This is a genomic window from Bacillus solitudinis (genome assembly GCF_002797395.1).
GTDB classification, from domain to species: Bacteria; Bacillota; Bacilli; order Bacillales; family Bacillaceae_D; genus Halalkalibacter_A; species Halalkalibacter_A solitudinis.
Genome location: NZ_KZ454943.1, coordinates 3,233,022 through 3,255,985 on the forward strand (window position 1 = coordinate 3,233,022; position 22,964 = coordinate 3,255,985).

A 22,964-nucleotide genomic window follows, 5' to 3' on the forward strand; every position below is an offset into this window, starting at 1 on the left:
TGAAACAATTATTTTTTGGAATTTCGTATCGAAGAAAGGTCTTTTTTACAACAGTTAAATCCAACAACGTGAATAATAAGTTTAGTTGCCGAAAATCAGTGAAGGATTTTAATTCCTAAAGGACATACTATAACAAGTATAAACTTTAGGAGGTCACGCTTTGAGAGTACCAACGACACCTTGGACATTGCTATACAAAATTCATCGTGAAATTCTCCCAGAGGTCCATTCCTTTTTAAATGAATGGAGGGAAAAGGCGAGTCACATTCCCAATATAGAACTTCGTGAACAGGCGCTTTCGAGTATTAAAGAAAAAGCGTTTCATTGTGAGGGAGGGGCTGTTTATGGTTTATTGGCTGGGGGAAATCGCCAGAAAATCATTCGGTTTATTGTTGCGTATCAAACCATTAGTGATTATTTAGATAACTTGTGTGATAGGAGCACTTCTTTAGAAGAAAGAGATTTTCGAGAGCTCCATAAATCAATGCTTCACGCCTTGAAACCTGGAGAGGAACCTATAAATTATTATCAATACCGGAACGATCAGGATGATGGTGGTTTTCTGGCTTCGCTTGTTCGCACCTGTCAAAATATCCTTAAAGAACTTCCTGGTTTTAAGGATACCCAGTCTACGATGTATCAACTAGCGGGATACTTTTGTGATTTGCAGGTATATAAACATGTAGAAAAAGATAAGCGGGTGGCATTATTAGAAAATTGGTATGACAAACACAAGCATGAATTGCCTGTTATGACTTGGTATGAGTTTTCGGCTTGTTCAGGTTCTACACTAGGAATTTATTGTTTTGCAGGCTATGCTGCGAATGGACCGTTAGATCTAGAACGGGTCGAGGTGTTGAAAAACGGGTATTTCCCTTGGGTTCAAGGTCTTCATATTTTGCTTGATTATTTTATTGATCAAGAAGAAGATCTGTTAGAAGATGATTTAAACTTTATTTCTTATTATGAGAATGAAGAAAAAATGGTTGAAAGAATTAAACATGTAAAAGAAAGCGCGGAAGAAAGTCTGCGAAGTTTGCCTGACCGGAAATTTCACCAACTTATAAACAAAGGTCTTATCGCCATCTATTTGGCCGATGAAAAAGTCCAAGCCCATAAAGAATTAAAGAGAACGGCTAAACGATTTATTCAATTTGGGGGCTTACCTACTGTGTTTTTCTATTTGAATAGTTGGGTTTACCGTCGAGCATAAAGTGAATTATTCACTTATTACCCTAGTGGCTAGTGATTGAACCTTTAGGTGGGTTCTATTGATAACATCATCGTTAAAATAACCGATTTATCAGTACCGTCCCAAAGACCAAAAAACTCTCGATACATAATCGAGAGTGGTGTAGTAAAGTAGCTTTGATTATTTTAGAAATTTCGATTTACTCTATTTACGGGTCTCTACTTTTTGTTTTAGAGTTTCTATTTTTTCCTTTGCTTCATTAAAGTCTAAATTAATATTAGTTAAATAGTAAAGATATGGGCTGTCTTGTTTTCTTAACAAACTGAAAACTAAAGGCTTTTCGTGTTGAATAATTGCCATAATTTCCGATGCGGGTAGGGTGAATCTCCCTGGCTTGACTCTTATGAAATATCTTATGAAATTATTAAAGATATAGACGGAGTTGGGCTCATCCGGAGTATTATGAAGAACGATTTCAAATTTTTTTAAGGCTTCACTTAATTCTTTATTATACTTTTCCATACTTTTGTCTTCCTTTCTGAAAGTATGCAGCGCTTTCAGAAGAGGTTCTGAAGGCAGCTGGCTGACATCGGTTTCCCATTAGTCCCTGTAGCTTTGCGTCCTTACCTTTCAGTAAGTTTGCCATTGTCTTTTTTTAAAATGGTTTTAACGAAAATAAGTTAGATCTTAGATAGATAAAAAGCAATATAAAATACATATTATCATAGTTATTTTAACCTATTATTGTAGTTTGTTTAATGAGAAAATGTAAAAAAATAAAAAAAGAGTTAAAAGAACTAGGATTTTGTACTTAAGTGAGGTAAGTAAAAGCATTCGATTAGTATAAAAATCAAAAAAAGTCGTATTATGTATAAATTTCTTTCTCTTTTTAGTGAAATTATTTTACCACTTTCAATTAAGGTGGACTTTTCAGTAAGAGATTTAACAATAAAGTTAACAGAAGTAAACAAACGCCCTAAATATAACAGAACATGGCGAATCGATTTGTTCATTAGACAAAGTATTAAGTTATCTAATGGTATTTTTATTTTCTATTTATAAAATCGTCTCCCTCTTATAAAACAATAACAAAAGGACATACTATGGATATTATTCAACGAGGGAGGGTATAAATTTGAGCACAACAGAGAATGTATTATCAATTTTTGCTTTGGGTGGCTTGAATGAAATCGGAAAAAATATGTATGCAATTGAATACTCGAACGATATTATCATTATCGACTGTGGAAATAAGTTTCCTGACGAAAGTTTATTAGGCATTGATTTGATTATTCCTGACATTACATACTTAGTAGAGAATCAAGATAAAATCAGCGCCGTAATCGTTACACATGGGCATGAAGATCATATTGGAGGTATCCCGTTTTTTCTCAAAAAATTAAATGTTCCCGTTTACGCAACGCGATTCACATTAGGTTTAATTGAACTGAAATTAAAAGAACATAAACTTCTGAGGGAAACCAAGCTCGTTGAGATTGACTCGAACTCAGAGCTATCATTCGGGGAAATACGAGTGAACTTTTTTAAAGTGACCCATAGCATTCCAGATTGCCTGGGGATTGTCTTTCACACCCCAGAAGGGATTATCGTCCATACGGGTGACTTTAAGTTTGATTTAACTCCTGCAAATAACGAGCATTCGGATATTCACAAAATAGCAGATATCGGCAAGAATGGTATCTTGCTTTTATTATCTGAGAGTACCAATGCTGAACGTCCCGGGTCTACCCCAACAGAGCAAGTAGTAGGTGAACATGTGGAAGCAGCATTCATGAAGGCCAAGCGCAAAGTCTTTCTCTCTACTTTTGCTTCAAATGTTAGTCGCCTTCAGCAGGTCGTTGAAGCAGCCCGTAAAACAAACCGAAAGCTTGCATTGCTTGGGCGAAGTATGGTGAATGTTGTAGAGGTGGCCATGAAACGTGGTTATTTAGAAGTTCCCGATGGTATGTTAATTGACCAAAATCAAATCAACAGTATGGATCCTGAAAAGGTGGCGATTTTATGCACCGGAAGTCAAGGAGAACCAATGGCTGCGCTCGCTCGCCTGTCTACCGGAAGCTTTCGAGGCGTTGAGGTTTTACCTGAGGATACAATTATCTTTGCAGCAGGTCCAATTCCTGGGAATGAACGAAATGTTACACGAATCGTTGATAATTTATTTGCCCTTGGAGCTCATGTGATTTATGGATCGGGAAGTACATCCGGAATGCATGTTTCTGGACATGGCTATCAAGAAGATTTGAAATTAATGCTAACGTTAATGAAACCGAAATACTTAATTCCAATTCACGGTGAATATCGAATGCTCCACCATCATAGTTTATTAGCGGAATCAGTTGGAGTAGCGAAAGAAAATACGTTTATCATCAATAATGGTGATGTTGTGGATATTCAAAACAACATTGCCCGTCAGACCAGAAAAGTACCAACAGGGAACACTTTCGTAGACGGTGTTGGTGTTGGTGATGTTGGGGATATGGTGCTACGAGACCGCAAACAGCTTTCAGAGGATGGGATGCTTGTGATTGTGTTAACCATGAGCAAAACGGAAAGAAAACTTGTTTCTGGACCGGACACTATTTCTCGAGGATTCGCGTATAATGATTTCGACGAACTCAGAAATGACGTTAATCGGCTTATTACCAAAAACGTGAATGAACTATTAGAAGCAGATAGAAACGAATGGAATGTTATAAAGAAACAGTTAAAGAAATCAATAGGACAATACTTGTTTTCTCATACGAAGAAAAAACCAATGATCGTTCCTATTATTATTGAAATTTAAAAAGGGAAATTGCTCACCAAACAGACGCTACTTGAAAAATTTTCGGGGGGTCTGTTTGTGTTTAAAGGGGGAGGATAAACAAAGAAGGTAAAAGCCTAAATACTTCTTCAATGCGAAAAGCATCTACCAAAGGTAGAGGTAGTGACAGATGCTCTCGCAAATTGAAATTGAAGAATTTATCGCTGCAACTCTTTCCCCCTTCGATTGTGGATAAGAAGAAAAAAATAAGTAGTTTGATTTGTATCTTATTTTAGTCTTTTTTAGCTTGCAAGTATGTATGCCGACTCACTCAGCAAACAAATGTTTCCCAATCGTAAACTTCGGGGTCCTCGTTAAAATCCAGGTGGAGGTTGCTATTGCAGGATTGTAATAATAAGTAGCGCCTTTAGATGGATCTTGGCCTGTCCAAGCATCTCTCACTGCTTTATAGGAATCAGAAGAAGGCGTTAACTCATATTGCCCATCATAGACTGCTGTAAAAGCATTAGGTTGATAAATGACCTCTTCAATCGTAGAAGGAAACTCAGATGACAACAGACGATTTTTAATAACCGCTGCCACGGCAACTTGTCCCTCGTATGGCTCTCCTCTTGCTTCGCCGTTAACGATTCTCGCAAGCTTCTCAATTTCTTGAAGACGGTAAAGAGTATTCGGGCCAGCAATGCCATCTGGTGTTAGATTGAAATCTCGTTGAAGCTGGCGAACCGCTTCTTCAGTCAGGTCACCATAGTAACCAGTCGTATTCGTATGTAAATACTGCATCGAAATTAATTTCCCTTGCAATTCCACAACACTTTCACCGCGGTCCTCTTTTTGTAGAAGGGACTGTTCAGCATGCGATTCTAAAGGAAACGCCATGACAATCAAAAAGAACGCAATTAGAAAAAAAGTTTTCATTCACAACACACTCCTTTTTAATTATTAAACCATAAAAAAAGGCATATTTAGGAGATTTAATATAAATTGAGAATATGATCCTAAATTATGAATCTTTATGTAATTTTTAAGACAATTAAAGGTACTTTTCGCATAAACCTTTTATCTGACTTTGATAGATAAAAGCTAGTTGACAATGAATCTACTATACCCAAACAAACTATCAGCATTTTATTAGATAAGCCAAATCCTTAAATACATGTATTAGACGAATGTTTTTATTAGGTAAGGGAGGAATATTCGTAAATAGATTGAATGTGTATAGTATCTTTAAAGTGATTTCTTAGCGAAGTAATTCATAATGAAGAGGTGGATTATGATATTAGTGAGTTCCTGTTTAGCAGGGTTAGAGGTAAGGTATGATAGTACGAGTAGTTTAAATAATAGTGTTCGAAAATTGGTTGAAGAAAATAAAGCAGTAACTATCTGTCCTGAATTGCTTGGTGGGTTTTTAACCCCAAGGGAACCTGCAGAAATAGTAGGTGGCGGCGGCAGAGATGTTTTGGATGGGAAGGCTAAAGTGATAGAAAAGACGGGGGAAGATGTTACGGAGCTTTACATAAAAGGAGCATATGAAACATTAAAAAAAGCAAAAGAGATAAACGCGAAAATAGTTATACTCAAGGAGAATAGTCCATCCTGTGGCAGGTCAATGATTTATAATGGTGAATTTATGAGTAAGAAAATCGTTGGAAATGGGGTTACTTCTGCGTTACTTAAAAGAAATGGGTTACACGTAATTTCAGAAGAGCAATTTACAAAATTACAATAGAAGTTCTAGTTCAACGAATGCAGAAATTTCAATTTCAGGGAGGAATTAAATGTCTGAACGTACTGTAGGTATATTACTTTTTAACGAGGTAGAAGTATTAGATTTTGCAGGACCATTTGAAGTTTTTTCTTTAGCAACTTTACCTAAATCAAATGTTAAACTCTTTAATGTGAAAACTATCTCTGAAGATGGAGAGATGGTTTCAGCTAGGAATGGTTTAAAGGTTAAACCGGATTTTCATTTCTCTAATCATCCTAAATTAGATATTGTGATAATTCCAGGGGGAGAGGGTGCTGAAAAGACTGAAATTAACAATTCAAATGTAATTAGGTGGATAGCAAAACAATATATAAAAGTAGAATTTATGACTTCTGTCTGCACAGGGGCACTGTTACTCGCTAAAGCGGGTATTCTCGATGGTCGAAAAGCAACAACACATTGGCTGGACATTGAAAGGTTAGAGCGAGAATTTCCCTCAGTATCTGTACAACGAGATGTTAAATTTGTTGATGAAGATTCAATTATAACTTCTGGAGGGATTTCAGCAGGAATTAATATGTCCTTTCATTTGATTTCTAGGCTTCATGGTAAGGAAGTTTCAATGGAGACAGCAAAAAGGATGGAATTTGAAATTGACTTATAATTACCTCTTTACATAGAACTACCCAATTAGATGCAGAATCGAAGCAGTGCTGCGTGTAAATAGAATATATCTCATTAAAAAAACCCAAATAACAAGGGATTAATACATTGAAGAATGCGAGATCATCACTGATACTGTGCAGCTTATTTATCAGATAATTAGAGGGTTGTCACTTATTTTTCCGAGAGTGACGTTTTTTCGTGTAAAATATTAGTATTCATATCCTCATTTTAACATTAGTAGGTTTTTCCTCATTTGGTGTCCTTTCTACTATATGAAAAGTTAGTAATAGTTAATATATAAAAATGAATATAGTATACAATATAAAAGTATAGTTTTCTATACAGTGAGAGGAAGCAATAAATAGAATGAAAAATAACACAGACAATCGGATTCGCGAATATCGAAAAAGGTTTAAGTACACTCAAGAGAAACTTGCAAAGAAAGTGGGGGTTACAAGATTAACAATCATTTCTCTTGAAAAAAAAAGATATGAACCAGCCGTAGGATTGGCGATAAAAATAGCGAAGGCTTTTGAATGTACAGTAGAAGACCTCTTTATAGTGGGGGAGTAAGATTAGCTAGAATGGGGAGGGTCATTAGGTCAAGACGACCTAATGACCCTCCCCATTAGAAAACTATATTTTAAATTGTTTAACTGAATTTGAAAGATCTTCGGCCATTTTTGCCAGTGTTTCGCTAAACGCCATAATTTCTTGTGTAGAGGCATTTTGCTCTTCAACCGAAGCAGCAACATTTTGTGAGTAATCAGCATTCTGTTCTGAGATATTGTTCATATCATTCATCGAATATTTTAATTTAGTCATTTCTTCGTTAATTTTTTCGACTGAGTCTATTACTTCCACTGTTCGCTTTGAGACTTCATCAACAGATATTGAAATTTCTTTAAAGGAAGAACCCGCTTGATCGGCCAAATATTTTCCTTCCCTTACTGTTTTTTCTCCAGTAGTCATTGAATTAACGGCTGTTTCGGTTTTTCCCTGTATTTCTTTTACAAGCTGTTGAATTTGTGAAGCAGATGTATTAGATTGTTCTGCTAATTTCCGTACTTCCTCTGCCACTACAGCAAAACCTTTACCTTGCTCTCCGGCACGTGAGGCCTCAATTGCCGCGTTTAAGGCAAGTAAATTTGTTTGATCTGATATACCAGTGATTAATGAGATGATTTTACCAATTTCGCGAGATTTTGTATTGAGATCATTAATGATGCTACTTATGTCTTGTGTACTATCAGTGATTTCGTTCATTTGATTAATAAGCTGACTAATAATATTTTCTCCTTTATCCGAGGACATTGATGCTTGTTTGGAAGCTTCGGAAACTATATTTGCACGTTGAGAAATAACTTGAGTATCATCTGAAATTCTGTTTACAACATCAACAGAGTTTTTGAAGTTGTCTGACTGTTTTTCGGTGCCAGTTGCTACCTCTTGAATTGCATGTGTTATTTGTTCAATTGTTTTACTGTTTTCTTCAGCACCACTATTTAATTCCTCTGATGTAGTGGCCACTTGTTGCGCTGAAGAGGAAACTTTCCCCATAATATCTCTTAAAGTAGAAGTCATTGAATTGAAATTCTCCGTAAGTTTGCCTACCTCATCGCTTGTTGTAATTACTAATGGTTTGATTTGTAAATTACCACTTGTGACTTCGTTTACTTGAGTGGAGAGTTTAAGGATTGGATCTACTAATCTTTTTGCAAATAATAAGGTTGCACTAATACCAATAACAAGGGAGATTCCTAAAATTATAAGAAGCTCTGTAAAGATTTGGTTTGCTTTCGCATTAAAATCTTGCATATATGTTCCATAGCTTAGAACCCAACCCCAATAGGGATCGACCTCTGCATATGTGACCTTGAGTGCGATTTTATCAGGATTAGAAGGGAGTGGCCATTTATAGTAGGAGTAGCCATTGCCATTAAGCGCAGCCTCTACAATTTCCTTACCAACTTTAATGCCATTTGGATCTTCGGACTCCCAAATGTTATTACCCTCAGAGGATGGATGAGCAAGTAATAGTCCATTTTCATCAATAACAAAGGGATATCCATTTTCACCAATCTTGATGTCTGGATTAATAGGGCGTGTACCGTCGGCTGCTTTTTTTCCAAGTATTTGAGTTTTAACTTTTTCTTGTGCCTCTTCCAAGGTAAGAACATTACTTTGTACTAGTACATCTAAAGACTCAATTAATTCTATGGTCATTCGAACATTCGTTTTTAACTCATTTTTCCCAGATTCGTCTAATGCATTTTTAGATGAATGATAATTTAAAATCCCAATGACGATTAGTGGTATCGTTAGTAAAAGTAAAGAAAAAATCGTAAGCTTTGTTTTAAGTGTGAGTTTCATTAAAATCCCCTTTTTTGTATTTTAATATAGAAGAAAGCGCTTTCTTAATGGTAGTTTAACATTAGAATAACTTAATTAATACTATTATTTTGTTTATTAAGATAGTTATTTTTCTTGTAGTGAAATAATAAATTATTTTAGCGAAGATCATGTCGGGTATTCTCAAAAACGCTTGAATAAGGAGATTATAACAGATGATAAACCTAGATTTAGGGTTTGAAAATATTTCTATAACTTTTATGTCATTTGTACTATATTAGAAGTTTTGTATGTTTTTCCTTAAACATTGTCCTTATGTTTCCGAAGCCCCCTAAAGTCAATTTGTTATGACCTTCTAAGACAGAAAATTGATACGTTATCTTCCTTAAGAGAAAGTTCTACCTATTAAACTCGGATAGTAACAAAGCAACCCGTGCAATCACGATTAGTGTTGTTGCACAATGGGTAGGTGATATAGGTGTTGATAAAATAAAAATATGTGGAGGTAATTTAATATGAAACATCTTATTGTTTATGCTCACCCACACCCCGAAAGTTTAAATCACGCTATCCTGGATACTACGGTACACACATTAAAGAAAATCGGTCACGAAGTTGTTGTACGTGATTTGTATGCTCTTGATTTTCAACCTGTATTAAAACCAGAAGACACGGCATCTATGAAAGCAGGACAAACTCCAAAGGATATTGAAAAGGAACAAGAATTTATTAATGGAGCAGATGTTATTACATTTATTTACCCTATTTGGTGGACTGGTCTCCCTGCAATTCTTAAAGGATATGTAGATCGAGTATTCGCATACGGCTATGCTTATGCTATTGGTAAAGAAGGTATAATTAAGCTATTGAAAGGTAAAAAAGGTTTTACTATCAATACACACGGTACACCTAAAGATGTATACGATGAGAATGGCATGACAGCAGGTCTGAAAGTCACGTCCGACATTGGGATATTTGAGTTCACTGGCATTGAACCTGTTGACCATTTACTATTTGGAAGCATCGGTTCCCTTGATGAACAAGCCTACAAAGGTATGTTAAAGGAAGTTAGGGATACAATTGCTTTACATTTTTCCAAATAAGGCACTAAAACAGCCAAATTAAATTAGTTAAGCGAAGGCTACCTCGATGTTATGGGTGTAGCCTTCGCTATTTTCAGATAATTGTTGAATTAATTTTAAACCACATAAAAAACGATTCATCACCAACCTAATCGAGTGGGATGAATCGCCCTCAGTACTTTAGTTAATGCAGCTACTACTATAAAGGGTTTCTTATATTATTATCCTAAATTTATAGTATTTAGACTAATCATCCGACCGAGTGTAAAATTGATCTGAATATAATAAAAAAGGTTCTTTACCCTAAAGTGTGTCCCATTATGTAGCATCGATTCCTTGGTTCTGTTTTTCATAGTTTACAGTAGAGAAATAATGATACCGATAACTACAATTGCTCCGATGATCATTAAAATAGTTCTTAGCATGATTTAGTATCCTCCCTTTCGTCCGGTCTAATAAACGATTCCCAGAATGAATAACTTGTAAACAAGTTAGTATAGAAAAATTAACATTTAAGAATATAGTGAAACCATGAATCGTAGGGAGAGTATGGTAACACTATAATAGAGTTAAGAAAAAAAGCATTGTAACAGGATTTCACCTTCTTCATTATATAAAGGGACATTACCGGGAAAACAGTAATGCTTTTTTCTTGTTTAGTAAGCACAGTGGGTAATTATAAGACTTTCATGAATAATTAAGTTTCTACTGGCTATTTTCTCATCAAACTTTGATGGAGACAGTAAGAACAAGGGAAATGAGTTCAAGTGTTTACAATTTAGCTTGTGAGGAATATATAAGAAAACTGGAGAAGTTTTTAGGACATATTCTAAATAATGAGTAAACAGCTTGTGGGCTCATTACTAATCTTTATATTTTTTATACGATCTTAAAGGACTAAAGGATAGTAAAAAATTGGACGGCGCAATCGCAGTTTCATTCTGGAGGTGAGCCATATGTCTATAACACTCGTTATTATTCTATTATGTATCGGCTATTTTATCTTTACGATTGATAAAAAACAAGAATTTTTTCCTGTACCGATCATCCTTCTTCTAATCGGAATCGTATTATCTTTTATTCCTTATTTTTCCGATGTCGAGGTAACAGAACATATGATATATAATGTTTTTTTACCAGGTTTATTATTTATAGCAGCCTATCAATTTTCTACAAAAGCATTACGGAAAATTGGAGGAATCATCGGTTTACTCAGTACGGTTGGGGTAGTTACGACCGCAGTCCTTCTAGGGCTATTGATTTATTATATAGGAGGGTTGTTTTTACCTGTTTCCTTTATCGGGGCATTGGTGGTAGCTGCCATCCTCGTCCCAAATGACCCTGTTTCAGTTACTTCAATACTGAAACAAACAGTACATGATCAAAGCATTGTCGATATCGTGGAAGGTGAGTCGATGTTTAATGATGCGTCAAGTGTTGTGTTATTTGGTGTGCTATCGGGCATGTACATAAATGAAAATGCATTTAATTTATGGTCTATTTTAGGGGAATTTGCGTACGTCTCTATTGGCGGTACGGGGCTTGGGATTATAGCAGGCTGGATACTAAGCAAAGCTGTTCACATTACACATCATCGTGAATATCAAATAATGCTTAGTATCGTGATTGCTTATGGAGTTTTTCAGCTTGCTGAAGCTTTCGGTTTTTCCGGTGTATTGGCGACTGTCGCTGCTGGGATCGTGCTGTCATGGGAATTTACCCATATGAACAAAGAGGATCATTACTATGAAGCCTTGTCTGGCTTTTGGGGAGTGGTCGAGCCCACACTGCTATCGCTCTTGTTTTTACTAATAGGAATTCGAGCTCCAGAATATTTGTCGTCTGCCCCCTGGGGTCTCGCTATGGGAATATTTGTACTCTCTATTCTTATTCGCTTCCTTGTGATAACCGCCACGATGAATTTATTTAACGAATGGCGAAAAATGATGGACTGGAAAAAAGCTTCCCTAATTTCCTGGGCGGGTATCCGAGGTACAATGTCCGTGTTTTTATTGTTAAGTTTGGATGCCATGGCGACAGACAATACAAACACAATACTTTCGCTCGCGTTTTCTGTTGTGTTTATTTCTCTTGTCTTGCAAAGCCTTGGAATTTACCCACTTTTGAAGTGGTTGGAGCACGAATAATGGCTTTGTAGTTAACTTGAAGAGTATCTTTCATTATTTGAGTATTAGTTGTAAAATAAAGATGAACTGGAAAATTGTAGCTAGGGCTCCGCTATTTAGTTAGGTCCGTGACCAAGGGCTACATCTTTTACGATATGTAAAAGGCACCTATTGACATAAAAGGTCCGAGGGGAAAGGTTCAGCGTATTTGTTATACGTTGAAATCTTTCTCTTCGGACTTTTTTATTACTTTTAAGGAGGTTTAGTTTATCACATGAAAAGAATTGATGATGTGAAAGCTGGGGTTGCAGTTATTATTTTTAATGAGGAGTATCAAGTTTTATTACAAAAAAGGACCGATGTAGGACTGTGGGGTATCCCTTCAGGCCATATCGAAATAGGGGAAACCGTCTCTGAAGCTGCTATCAGAGAAGTAAAAGAAGAAACCAATTTAGAAATAAGAATTAAAAAGCTTATTGGTGTATACTCTGACCCTAATTCTCAGGTCTTTGTTTACCCAAAAGGGAAAGTAATCCACTTTATAACAACTTGCTTTCTTGCTGAAATTACTGGTGGGGAACTGAAATGTAATTCTTCTGAGTCACAGGAAATTAAGTTTTTTGAGCAGCAGAAGTTACCTCAAGACTTATTGGAAATGCATCCCAGGTGGTTAAAGGATGCCCTTGCTAATAACGAATTGGCGTTTATTAGGTAATGAAATTATTATAAAAAGTAACCTGTGGTAGAACGATTTCGATTTGTTTTAGAAAGTTTGAATAAAGTAATTGATTTAAATTAAATAAAAGGTAAAATATCCCTACTGATATGGAAAGGGGTGAGAATATGCAGTTCACAAATTTAATGAAGTTAACCTTGGGAATTGAATTATTGTCTCTCACTCATACGGTATAAATCAGTAGGAAAAAATGATTTAACATTATGTTTAGATCAAGGTAATAAGCATGAGCTTTTTTTACTCTGAATTAAACATTTGAACCACAGGGTTATTTTATATAACTCTGTGGTTTTTTGTCTGATTTTAACCAAATGAGCTCCATAATTTAATTTCCAATTGGTGCTTCTAACTTTTTTACAAGAGAAAATGCCTATGTGAAAAAGTTACCTATTTCAGGAAGGAGAAAATTTAAAAAGAGAATGCTAGATGGTGGAAAAACAAAGGAGCACTAGAGACTGAGTCAATAATCCAGCGGCGATTTGATTGTTATTAAAAACAGTTACTAGAACTTAAGAAGTTAAAAGTAAAAAAAAGACAATTCAATCAAAAATTAAATAAAAAACGAGGCGAAGTTTATGATGAAACTCAGTACGATGAAAAAAGTATTTGAAACGGTTGATAGTAAATGGAAAAGCCAGTTAGCAGATCTAATTTTAGAAAAATGGGGATATGATAAAGGTTCAGTATTTTGTTTGCGAGCAAGTGCAAATTTTATTTTTATTTTTCAGAAAGAGGGAAAAAGATACTATTTAAGATTTAATGATTCGTGTGAAAGAGGTTCAAATTGGGCGGAAGGATTAAGTGTTACGGAAGAGAACTTCGGTTTGATTCATTATGATTTTGAACTTGATAATGTCCTTATTGAAAACTAGCAGATGGGAATGCTTGACTTTGATGATTGTGCTAGCCATTGGTATGTAGCGGATATTGTTTATGCACTAAGAGAGGTAGGAGAATTTAATATTGAATCTCCTATTATAAAAAAATTCATCGAAGGGTATAGAAGTGAAACTAATTTAGATTTAAACATACTTGAAAAAGCGTGGGGATTCGAGAGGTTGCACAAATTAGTTTCCTTTGCAATATTGATAAGAAGTGTTGACATTGAAGAATCGACCGAATATCCCGATTGGCTCATCGATCTCCGAATTAAACTTTGCGGTATTATCGATGGCTATCGTTTTTCATTTGAAATGGTTGATAAATAAATCTAAAAAATTATGGCATGCTTCGATTGAGATAATGGTAAATATAAATACAGTAGGAGAGTACGTTGTCAAATACTGTATTTGTTGTTTGTTAATTGTATCTGGGTCATTATTAATATTAAAGCCTACAGTCAATGGGAGACAATAAATCCTTGCACAATTTTATTGACATTTTAATCCAACTTGTTATAATTTAATTAATTAAGTAATTACTTAATTAATTCCGTAAAGGAGGTAAGTATTGATTGCCAATAAATGAATTATTTAAAGCTTTGTCCGATGAGAACAGAAGGAAGATATTAGACTTATTACGAAACGGAGATTTAACAGCTGGGGATATTGCTAAACATTTTGAAATGAGTAAACCTGGGGTATCACAGCATTTATCAATCTTAAAAAATGCTGATTTAGTGTATTCACTAAAAAAAGGGCAGTATGTTTACTATTCTTTAAATTCAACGGTTTTCCAGGATGTTTTACAGTGGGTTGTTCAATTTAGTTCCAAGGGGGAGAAATCGTGATAAAAAAAAGTTGCATGATTTTTTTAATTTTTTTAGCTTTTGGCGTGAGTCTTTATACCTCAAATATTACTATTGAAGAAGGAATGTATGGTTCAAGTGAGGTACTTTTATTTAGTATCCCATTTACAATGGTTCTCGTAATTAGCAACCTTTTCATCCTTCCAAAAATGACTAAACTGCAAGGCTTTTACGATCGCTTTAAAAATGGACTTGAAAACATTTATTTAGCACTTACCACTATCTTATTTGTACTTCATTGTGGGTTACTTCTTCAAACTAAAGGGATAGAGGTTAACTTGCTACTACTTATACCAATTAGCGTTGGAATTGTACTTATTACCACAGCCAACACACTGCCGAGATTTCAATATGAATTAAATCAAAACGCGTCACAGTTAGGTAAGTCAACTAACCAAGTGTGGAATGCGGTGATCCGACCCTTTTCTCTCCCATTATTTATAGGTGGTATAGTAATGTTATTTTGCGTATTTTTGCCAGGGGTGCTAATGCTTATTGTTTTCTTTACCATCCTTGCTTGTACATTATTTGTATCCATATTATGTTCTTATAAAGCGTATAAAAATACAGCAAATTAGAATGGTATAAGGGAGATTTAATTATGATAATTGTAGATTCCAAGGAATATATTAAAATGACAACGCAACACGATCATGCAATCTTTGCAGGGGAAATGGCCAAGTACTTTTCGGAGAATTTATTTATGGAAGAACAATATAAAGAGTCCGTTTTAATAGCGATAAGGGAGCATGATAGGGCGTGGATTGGTTTAGATGATATTCCAATATGGAATGATCAGAAAAATGTCCCCTTTTCTTTTATGGATTATCCTCTATATCCAAAGATAGTTATGTACACCAAAGGAATCAATGAAGTTGAAAAGATAAATAAATATGCAGCTTTAATTTGTAGTATTCACTATACGTCTTTTGGACACCTTCGAGATTCAAAGCACCAGGCTTGTATAAATTATATACAGCATGAAAGAAAGAGACAAAAAAGATTAATGGATGATTTACATTATCCAAATGAAGAGATAATTCAAAGACATTTTAAGTTATTGCAATTATGTGATGAACTTTCCCTTTACGTATGTCTAAATGAGGAAGGTTCAAAAAAACGAGAAGAACATCCTTGGTATATAGATGGGTTTGAAACACTGATAGATAATCAGAAATTTACGGCACAATGGTTAAGCCAAACTGAAATAAAGATAGACCCTTTCCCTTTTACGGATAATTTCAAGGCTACGTTGAAATGTAAGGATGTCTCAAAGGATTTAAGGGAGCAAATAGGGATACACTCAGCTTATAATCAAACTAGTCATACAATTAGGGAGTATAAATTTGTGAGGAGATAATATCTTTCTTATTTTAGTCTCAAGAAATGGTTATATAGAATAACGACATTAACCCTAATGAGAAATGTCTTATTTTTCGTTTAGACCATATTGTTGAAGATTCTAATAAGACGATTTGGATATTTTTAGAATAGTGATAAGAAATTAAAGTTTGAAACTTTAAATAATCTCTAACCGTTTAAGTAAAGGAGGCGATAACTATGAAATCTATATCTTTAGCATTAGCGTTATTCTCAATTTCGTTGCTAGTTGGTTGTTCAAATAATCGAGATGAGAATGAAAGTATAAAAGAACTTGCTTGGGGATTTATTGAGCAAAAAGGTTGGGATGCTACCACTAAAGGAGATTGGAAAGGTGCGATAGTCACTGATAGCATTGCTGATGAGCGCTATGAGCTATTTGATAACAGATATGAAGGGAAACAGGTGATATCTGTTTCCTTTGAAGATAAAAAGAATGTTGAAGTTAGTACACCAGTCATACTTGTTGACTCGGATACAAATATGCCAGGTGAATAGATATGTCTGCAAAACAGTAGCCATTTTCTGATGATATCACGCTAATCAATATACTTCAGAGATCATAGGGAATAACTAATACAGAAAGGGATGAATATTTAAAGACAAATGGGTTCTGGAAGTGGTTTTGAGAAAGATGAAGCAACTATCATTATAATATTATCCAAAATAAGAGACCTCAATAACAACTCTACTTACATTCCGTATTCGAATAAAGGCGTGGAGCGGTGGGGCTCCCATCGGTTAGTTAGGAATTATGTTAATTTAAAAAAGAATGAATTTAAAAAGAGGAAATCTCAATAGATAAGTATTCGGTAAATGGGGAGGAACTTTATAGAATCCCCTTATAAGGTAGCTGAAATCTGAGGAACAGTGATAGTAGTACGTTATATCGATAGTAAAGATTATGAAAAAAAGCCCTTTTTTGAGAGCTTTTTTACTTACTAATAAGTCTATTCAAGTAAGTCATTATAGCTAATTTTTCTTTGCAGATTTCTTATATTGAAGCCCTATTATATACTTTAGTGCAGCATTAGCATCGCTGAAAGTAAGTATATTACTTAATTCTCGAATATTCATTGCTAGTTTTGGTTTTATCCCAACAATAATGCATTCTACACCAATCAATTTTAAAGAATCATATAACTTTTGAAGGTTTTGTCTAACACTATCATCAAAACTATTAATTCCTATTAGACTTATCACGACATATTCTATGCCCTTTGTGACACACTCTTCTAAAACAGTGGCTATTACAGTCTCTCCACGCTGCAAGTCTAATTCACCTACAAGGGTTAAGGCAATCGTCTTATCCCATATTTTTAGTATAGGAACAGATAAATCTTGGATTAATTTCTCTTTTTTCTTTTCTTCTTCGGCTTGGGTGGTTACATCCATTAGCATAACCATATAACCTTCAATTTGTTCGGGATTTTCATTGCCCTTAATAGGGGTTACGACGATATCGGCATCAAACTTGCCTTGAATATTAATTCTAGCTCTATGTCCATCCTCAAGCTCGGCCATAACACGTCTTTGATAGTTAGGTTTTTTATGGAAAAAGTCCATTTTTAATCCTATCAAGTCATCTGCATTTTTAAGCCCATATAATGGAGCAATGGCCGATAAGGACTTGGTTGCTTTCGAATTCATCCATGTAATATTATAGTCTCTATCGGAAATAATAATATTTTCTCCTATACTATTCAAAGCATCAGTTCCCGATATATTAATTGGTATTTGTCGATTCATGAACTTGTCCACCTTGTGATAGAATTTAAATAATTATATAACAGGGGAATATACTTTACAAGAAAGTTAAGCTCAGTCAAGTACTATTAATCTATTTTAAGTCAATTGATAAAACAACATATTAGTTCTCGGTTCAGCAACATATATTATGAATGTATTTCATTGCCGCTCCTGTTCTGAATTGTATTTGTTGTTCTTGGTGTCATTTGGGTTGTTCTTGAAGAAATATAATAGGTATTAGGGTGTAATGGGTTAACATGATTAAGAACACCTTAATCAATTACATAGTATATTGCTTGAATTATCATATTTTCTTACTCTTACTTTATTTCAAAATACCTGTTGAAAGAGAAACTAATTTTTAGGTTATGTTTTATAAACCCACGCTTCGTATTAATGGGCACTATTACTACATTGAATGAATGTGAAGTTTTAAGTAATTGTCATGAGGGTATCTGTATACAAAGTGAAGATGAAGAGAAAGAGAAAGGGAGAATTGGAATGTTAGCCAAAGTAAAAAAGCTTCTGACAAAAGAAGATATGACCGATCCAAACGTAGTCCCTAATTGGGTAATAAATGAATACAAGACCTTTCATCGAACCGTCACTAATAAGACCTTTCCTTGCTATTTTGGCATGAATGCGGAGAATAAGGGTGAGTTGCGCTATGCCTATATCACCCAGAACGATTGTTCAAATCTGCCGCAGGCACTCGAAGATTTCCTAACGTTGTTTAGGGAACCGCCGTATATTCGTCATGGCCTTTTTGTTTTTGTTGAACCCGAAAAAGAAGAAGGAGATATTGAACACTACCGTAAAAGGTTTTGGGACATCTTGCAAAATTTGCATGAAAATGATCCAAAGAAATGGCCAGAGGGGAAGCCGAAGAATCCTGAGCATTATTTATGGGACTTTCATTTCGCAGGAGAACCAATCTTTATCTTTGGAAATGCCCCCGCCTACAAACAACGAAAAACCCGTGATCTCGGGAATAGCCTAGTCCTTGGCTTCCAACCCCGGAAGATTTTTGAGGGGCTTGAAGGAACCGAGAAAGGAGGAATTATGTCACGTGAAAAGGTCAGAGAACGGGTTGAAAAGTGGGACAATCTCCCGAAGCATCCTGATATTTCACATTTTGGAGATCCAGAACACAATGAATGGAAACAATTCTTTATTGGTGATGACAGTGAGCCAATTCAGGGAAAATGTCCCTTCCAACATAAAGACAGCTAAAAAACGCCATTTTATCATTACAATCTTTTTGTACTCAAACCCACTATAGATTCAATCCTATTTCGAAGACAAGATTGTCATCCACTCCGAATCTCCCGATAAGGTTGGCAATCTTTTTTTGTTTTCTGGCAAGATCGCTTCCTTATCATACTTACCGCTTTTCGATTACTGCTGAAGGATAGCATATCGTGAATCTGGTACTCCTGCACGATTATTCGCCCCACATTAACAATGAGAAAGAAATAGAACATGCGATTGAATTTTTAAAGAAAAAATTAAGAAGTCAGGAAACAGTCAAGAAAATAATGAGGTGTACCTAACATTTTCTTCAACAAACGGCGCAGCATTACCTTAAAACGAGTAAGGAAATAGTTCAGTTGTGTTGTAAGATTTTTACATAGTAAAGGGATAGCAGGGAGATGATAATGGTATAAATCATAGAGTGTATGAAAAGGAGAAATATGTATATGAACCAATACATAAATATTGGTACTAATATAGAAACTTTTATTCTTTTAGCTGTTTTTGTTGTGGGGGTAGTTGGGCTAATATATTTTTTAAGATTAGACTGGAAACGTTTTGGGCTATTGTTTTTAATAAGTGCCCTTGTCGGTAATATCATTTGTTTATTATTCGTGAAATTGGGTTTTTACTCATATCCTTATCGACTTTTTCCGAGATTGTCCACAATGCCTATTACGGCGGTAACTACTTCCTTTCCATTGCTTGTTTTAATCGGGGTGAGATACAGTCCTAAAATTTGGGCTTGGAAAATCCCCTTTTATTGGGTGATTATCCATATAGGGATGTTTTTTGAGACACTCGTGTTAAAAAATACACGTATTATTGAATACAATTTTAAATGGGACTTTTGGGACTCATATACATGGTGGTGGATTTATTTACTATTATTTGAATGGTTAGGAGGTAAAATCGTTCCTGACCACTTACGTAAACCACTTAATATTCAACATCTTCATTACGGAAAAGTCGGATGGTTCATTATACATTTTGTCCTCATTGTAACTATTTTCCTTGGCGGTTATTACGTAGGTACTTTAAAATAGCAACCGAGAGTAGGGGGGGACGGTTACAGTAGAAATTGTTCTAATAGCGATTAATGTGGTGGTGCCGACTCCTTATTTTACAGAAACGGAAGAACGAGTAAGGATTTACGAAGAACGTATAAGAAAAAAGGAATTGTAAATCAACGTGAACTAATTTAAAAGTTCTTCACTTGGAAAACTTACCGTAAAGCCATAAAAGTTTCTGATTATAATCGAAAACATAAGAGCAGTGTGGGAATAAAATTCCTCGTCATGGGAAAACTATTCAAAAAGCTGAAGTTTAGGAAGTTTTTTTTGGATACCCACCAACATGAATATTTCGAGAAATTAGTTTCTATTCAAGAGATCTTTACAAACGAAAGTATACAATATTGGCAGCAATACTCAAACCTTGGAACATGGCAATTTTGGGTGGTTCTCCTTTTGTTGATAGGTCCACTAATCGTTTTATTTTTTATAATAGATCGAGAAAACATATTTTTAATAGGATTTTTTGGATTTGCAGTCCATGTTTTATTTGCTTATACAGATGCAAGTGGTATTCGATTTGGGTTATGGGGATATCCATATCAGATTTTGCCGTTTCTCCCAAGTTTTTCACTTGATACATCAATTATTCCGATTACGATTATGTTAGTTTTCCAATGGACTTTAAACCCAAAAAAGAACTTTTACCTTTATGCGACCATAACGGCCCTCATTTTCGGCTTTGGATTTAAACCGTTGTTAGTAAGTCTCGACTTATTTAAAAAGTATAAATGGGTCAATTATTTTCTAATATTTTTAATTTACATCGTCTTGTTTATATTGGCTTACCTATTAACAAAATTATTTCTACGGATGCGCAAGCACCGAATAGATAATAAAGTTGCCATTTAGCATCATACTAGTTATTTTCCGGAAAAAATACCTAGTATGATGATTAAAAAGTCTTGTTTTGGGAATTAGCCTTCAGTGAATTCCTTTTTACCTTCAGTCACACTGATATGTTTAGTTATAATAACGCTCCGAAGTAATTGTAAGAAGATAGTAGCGGTTATACCTATCAAACAAAGAGCTAAAACACTAGGTATTGAGATTTGAAAAATGGATATACCAATACCTGTTTGAATTCCAATTATAAGTAGCGCAGATAGCCAAGAAACGCCACTAATATGAATCCACCTTCTTTTTAGCTTTTCTGATAAAATAGTTTTTTCTGTTAGAAGAGCGATTAGGGGGATTATTTGCAATCCGTGGAAAGCCAAGCCGTGTAACCAAATAATGTTTCCACTATCACCGAAATATCGACCTTGTAAAGCAATCATCCAAAGGCCACCTATAAATGCAATAAATGTTGACAGCATTCCGTAACGAATGCCACTTACTAAAAGAGGTCGACTTACCTTTGTTCTTTTTCGAAAAAAGTTGATTGAAATTATTACATAATAAATAACAATTGCTATAGAAAACAGTCCAAATAAGGCACCAAAAATAATATCAAGTGGTCCAGCCGAAGTACTGAAACGTGGATTTAAACCCCTAAGGTGTTGAATGGTTTCAATACTATAACTATATAAGGTTAGAAAAATAATTGACCAACGTAAGATACTCCTGCTTTTAGGTCTGAAAGTGGAAAACGGCAAGAGAAATGCTGTGGTTATGGCAAATATACCAAGGGCTACATTGAACGAAACGGCTTTAAACAAATCACCCTCCGGAGGAGTAACAGAACCTTTAAAAAGTATAATAACTAGACAAATAGCACCCAGAACAATTCCAAGAATCCCTATCCAGGCCATCACTTTTTCATCTTTTACTGAGAGATAGAGTTTTTCTTGTCTAGAAAATATGAACTTAGCCATTTTACTCATTAATCTCACCCTTCGGATTTTAAGTACCTCATGAAATAACAATGTATAACATACAGTATTTTACCATATATGTAATTATTTTTATATTTATTTTTAATCCTAATATTAATTTAAATTAAATTATTTCCTTGCAAATGGCATACATAAACGAACAAGATTGCTATCGTTAGAGGATAGGAAGACTGGGATAAATTAAATTGTGGTAAAGTTGAATTATATCGACCTCAGGGAGGATGTAAACTATTATAAGTCTCTATTAAGAAGGTGTAAGCTATGATAAAGCTCATTGGAATCACAAATGAAAATAATTTGGAAACAGATATTTCTATAGATTCTCTAAATTCCACTAAATATAAATGGTATTGGGTTGACTTTAGTGAACCAACTGAAGAAGAGGTAAAACATTTAGCTGATACGTTTCAATTCCACCCACTTGCTATTGAAGACTGTGTACAGAGACTTCAGCGTCCAAAATTAGATTATTATGAGGACTATACTTTTTATGTGACACATATTATTCGAGAAGAAGAGAAAGAAATTGTAAAAGAAGAATTAGACTTTTTCATCGGAGAAAACTTTATTGTTACATTTCATCGCAAACCAGCAAAGGAAATTAATCACGTTTGGGATAAATTATTGTCTCAGAAAAGCTTTAAAAAACGAGATACGTATTATTTGTTTTATCAAGTTTTGGACAAGATTGTAGATAACTACTTCCCTCTAATTTATAAAATTGAAGATGATTTAGACAAAATTGAAGATAATACACAAAATAAATCTATGGACTATTTAATGAATGAATTGTTTGATACAAGATATATGTTATTGAATTTAAGGCATTCCGTTAATCCAATGCGTGATTTACTTTACCGGATGTTGAATTCTCACCATTTAAGCGGAATAAGGGAGAGAAGAGAATATTTTTCGGACATTTATGACCATCTTTTGAAATTATCAGAAATGGTTATGTCTAATAGAGAAATCACAGCAGATATACGAGACAGCTACCTATCGTTGAATTCTCATCAGACAAATAATGTGATGAAAGTTCTTACCATAATTACTTCTATTTTCGCTCCTTTAACTTTTATTGCGGGGATATACGGAATGAATTTTGAAAATATGCCTGAATTAACGTGGAAATACGGTTACTTGCTTTCCCTTGGATTTATGGGGATAGTAGGATTATTAATGTATCTCTGGTTTAAGAGAAAGGGCTGGTTTAAATGAACTTGGGTTGGAAGTATTTTTCTAACGATAAAAAGGTGTTTACAGAGGTGTTATTTAG

At 34.7% G+C, this 22,964-nt stretch carries 23 protein-coding genes and 1 riboswitch; of the genes, 18 read left to right on the top strand and 5 right to left on the bottom strand.

The annotated features are described in order from the left end of the window. Positions 1-160: 160 nt before the first annotated feature. Positions 161-1,213 carry a tetraprenyl-beta-curcumene synthase family protein gene (locus CEF19_RS15855; protein WP_100406947.1) on the top strand — a complete coding sequence of 351 codons (1,053 nt, stop codon included), beginning with the start codon at positions 161-163 and terminating at the stop codon, positions 1,211-1,213. Positions 1,214-1,396: 183 nt separating this feature from the next. Here the strand turns inward: CEF19_RS15855 and CEF19_RS23220 are convergent, their stop codons facing one another. Continuing rightward, positions 1,397-1,714, bottom strand: coding sequence for a hypothetical protein (locus tag CEF19_RS23220; RefSeq protein ID WP_157800975.1), 318 nt, complete (start codon positions 1,712-1,714; stop codon positions 1,397-1,399). A 49-nt stretch (positions 1,715-1,763) separates the two neighbouring features. Continuing rightward, positions 1,764-1,846, bottom strand: a riboswitch (cyclic di-GMP riboswitch). Positions 1,847-2,327: 481 nt separating this feature from the next. Between CEF19_RS23220 and CEF19_RS15860 the strand changes: the two genes are divergently transcribed. Continuing rightward, positions 2,328-3,998, top strand: coding sequence for a ribonuclease J (locus CEF19_RS15860; protein ID WP_100406948.1), 1,671 nt, complete (start codon positions 2,328-2,330; stop codon positions 3,996-3,998). A gap of 285 nt (positions 3,999-4,283) precedes the next feature. On the opposite strand, the gene CEF19_RS15865 is transcribed toward CEF19_RS15860, so the two are convergent. Next, complete coding sequence (locus CEF19_RS15865) at positions 4,284-4,895, bottom strand: cell wall hydrolase (RefSeq protein ID WP_227522010.1); 612 nt, start codon at positions 4,893-4,895, stop codon at positions 4,284-4,286. 355 nt (positions 4,896-5,250) lie between these two features. Between CEF19_RS15865 and CEF19_RS15870 the strand changes: the two genes are divergently transcribed. The 3 genes from CEF19_RS15870 to CEF19_RS15880 all read left to right on the top strand — a co-directional run bounded on the left by CEF19_RS15870 (position 5,251) and on the right by CEF19_RS15880 (position 6,924). Then, a complete protein-coding gene (locus CEF19_RS15870) occupies positions 5,251-5,706 on the top strand; it encodes a 2-thiouracil desulfurase family protein (protein ID WP_100406949.1) in 456 nt (151 codons plus the stop codon). Between the two features lie 49 nt (positions 5,707-5,755). Further along, positions 5,756-6,349, top strand: a complete 594-nt coding sequence (locus CEF19_RS15875) for a DJ-1/PfpI family protein (protein WP_100406950.1) — start codon at positions 5,756-5,758, stop codon at positions 6,347-6,349. 368 nt (positions 6,350-6,717) lie between these two features. Next, a complete protein-coding gene (locus CEF19_RS15880) occupies positions 6,718-6,924 on the top strand; it encodes a helix-turn-helix transcriptional regulator (RefSeq protein ID WP_100406951.1) in 207 nt (68 codons plus the stop codon). Between the two features lie 63 nt (positions 6,925-6,987). Here CEF19_RS15880 and CEF19_RS15885 read toward each other — a convergent pair whose 3' ends face one another. After that, positions 6,988-8,724 (bottom strand): methyl-accepting chemotaxis protein, encoded by a 1,737-nt coding sequence (locus tag CEF19_RS15885; RefSeq protein ID WP_100406952.1) that lies wholly within the window; start codon positions 8,722-8,724, stop codon positions 6,988-6,990. Between the two features lie 494 nt (positions 8,725-9,218). Between CEF19_RS15885 and CEF19_RS15890 the strand changes: the two genes are divergently transcribed. The 9 genes from CEF19_RS15890 to CEF19_RS15930 all read left to right on the top strand — a co-directional run bounded on the left by CEF19_RS15890 (position 9,219) and on the right by CEF19_RS15930 (position 16,272). Further along, complete coding sequence (locus tag CEF19_RS15890) at positions 9,219-9,806, top strand: NAD(P)H-dependent oxidoreductase (protein WP_100406953.1); 588 nt, start codon at positions 9,219-9,221, stop codon at positions 9,804-9,806. A 935-nt stretch (positions 9,807-10,741) separates the two neighbouring features. Continuing rightward, on the top strand, positions 10,742-11,932 hold the full coding sequence (locus CEF19_RS15895; RefSeq protein ID WP_100406954.1) for a cation:proton antiporter: 1,191 nt from the start codon (positions 10,742-10,744) through the stop codon (positions 11,930-11,932). Between the two features lie 253 nt (positions 11,933-12,185). Then, complete coding sequence (locus tag CEF19_RS15900; protein WP_100406955.1) at positions 12,186-12,626, top strand: NUDIX domain-containing protein; 441 nt, start codon at positions 12,186-12,188, stop codon at positions 12,624-12,626. A gap of 596 nt (positions 12,627-13,222) precedes the next feature. Then, complete coding sequence (locus CEF19_RS15905; protein WP_100406956.1) at positions 13,223-13,519, top strand: hypothetical protein; 297 nt, start codon at positions 13,223-13,225, stop codon at positions 13,517-13,519. A gap of 3 nt (positions 13,520-13,522) precedes the next feature. After that, on the top strand, positions 13,523-13,855 hold the full coding sequence (locus CEF19_RS15910) for an aminoglycoside phosphotransferase/kinase family protein (protein ID WP_100406957.1): 333 nt from the start codon (positions 13,523-13,525) through the stop codon (positions 13,853-13,855). 251 nt (positions 13,856-14,106) lie between these two features. Next, positions 14,107-14,376 carry an autorepressor SdpR family transcription factor gene (locus CEF19_RS15915; RefSeq protein WP_198510372.1) on the top strand — a complete coding sequence of 90 codons (270 nt, stop codon included), beginning with the start codon at positions 14,107-14,109 and terminating at the stop codon, positions 14,374-14,376. Continuing rightward, on the top strand, positions 14,373-14,972 hold the full coding sequence (locus CEF19_RS15920; protein ID WP_100406959.1) for an SdpI family protein: 600 nt from the start codon (positions 14,373-14,375) through the stop codon (positions 14,970-14,972). Before CEF19_RS15915 ends, CEF19_RS15920 begins: the two co-directional genes overlap by 4 nt. A 23-nt stretch (positions 14,973-14,995) precedes the next feature. Continuing rightward, positions 14,996-15,754 carry a DUF3891 family protein gene (locus tag CEF19_RS15925; RefSeq protein WP_100406960.1) on the top strand — a complete coding sequence of 253 codons (759 nt, stop codon included), beginning with the start codon at positions 14,996-14,998 and terminating at the stop codon, positions 15,752-15,754. Positions 15,755-15,954: 200 nt separating this feature from the next. Further along, entirely contained in the window at positions 15,955-16,272 is a 318-nt protein-coding gene (locus CEF19_RS15930; RefSeq protein WP_100406961.1) for an outer membrane protein assembly factor BamD, read from the top strand. 474 nt (positions 16,273-16,746) lie between these two features. Here CEF19_RS15930 and CEF19_RS15935 read toward each other — a convergent pair whose 3' ends face one another. Further along, positions 16,747-17,523 (bottom strand): STAS domain-containing protein, encoded by a 777-nt coding sequence (locus CEF19_RS15935; protein WP_100406962.1) that lies wholly within the window; start codon positions 17,521-17,523, stop codon positions 16,747-16,749. Positions 17,524-18,024: 501 nt separating this feature from the next. Here CEF19_RS15935 and CEF19_RS15940 point away from each other — a divergent pair. The 3 genes from CEF19_RS15940 (at position 18,025) to CEF19_RS15950 (ending at position 20,702) form a co-directional block, all read left to right on the top strand. After that, positions 18,025-18,756 (top strand): YqcI/YcgG family protein, encoded by a 732-nt coding sequence (locus tag CEF19_RS15940; protein ID WP_100408340.1) that lies wholly within the window; start codon positions 18,025-18,027, stop codon positions 18,754-18,756. 467 nt (positions 18,757-19,223) lie between these two features. Continuing rightward, the gene (locus CEF19_RS15945; RefSeq protein WP_100406963.1) at positions 19,224-19,823 is read left to right on the top strand and encodes a CBO0543 family protein; all 600 of its coding nucleotides are present in this window, start codon (positions 19,224-19,226) and stop codon (positions 19,821-19,823) included. Positions 19,824-20,117: 294 nt separating this feature from the next. After that, positions 20,118-20,702, top strand: coding sequence for a hypothetical protein (locus CEF19_RS15950; RefSeq protein ID WP_100406964.1), 585 nt, complete (start codon positions 20,118-20,120; stop codon positions 20,700-20,702). 65 nt (positions 20,703-20,767) lie between these two features. Here CEF19_RS15950 and CEF19_RS15955 read toward each other — a convergent pair whose 3' ends face one another. Further along, the gene (locus CEF19_RS15955; protein WP_100406965.1) at positions 20,768-21,676 is read right to left on the bottom strand and encodes a hypothetical protein; all 909 of its coding nucleotides are present in this window, start codon (positions 21,674-21,676) and stop codon (positions 20,768-20,770) included. 273 nt (positions 21,677-21,949) lie between these two features. Between CEF19_RS15955 and corA the strand changes: the two genes are divergently transcribed. After that, the gene (gene corA, locus CEF19_RS15960) at positions 21,950-22,906 is read left to right on the top strand and encodes a magnesium/cobalt transporter CorA (protein ID WP_100406966.1); all 957 of its coding nucleotides are present in this window, start codon (positions 21,950-21,952) and stop codon (positions 22,904-22,906) included. The last annotated feature ends 58 nt before the right edge of the window (positions 22,907-22,964 follow it).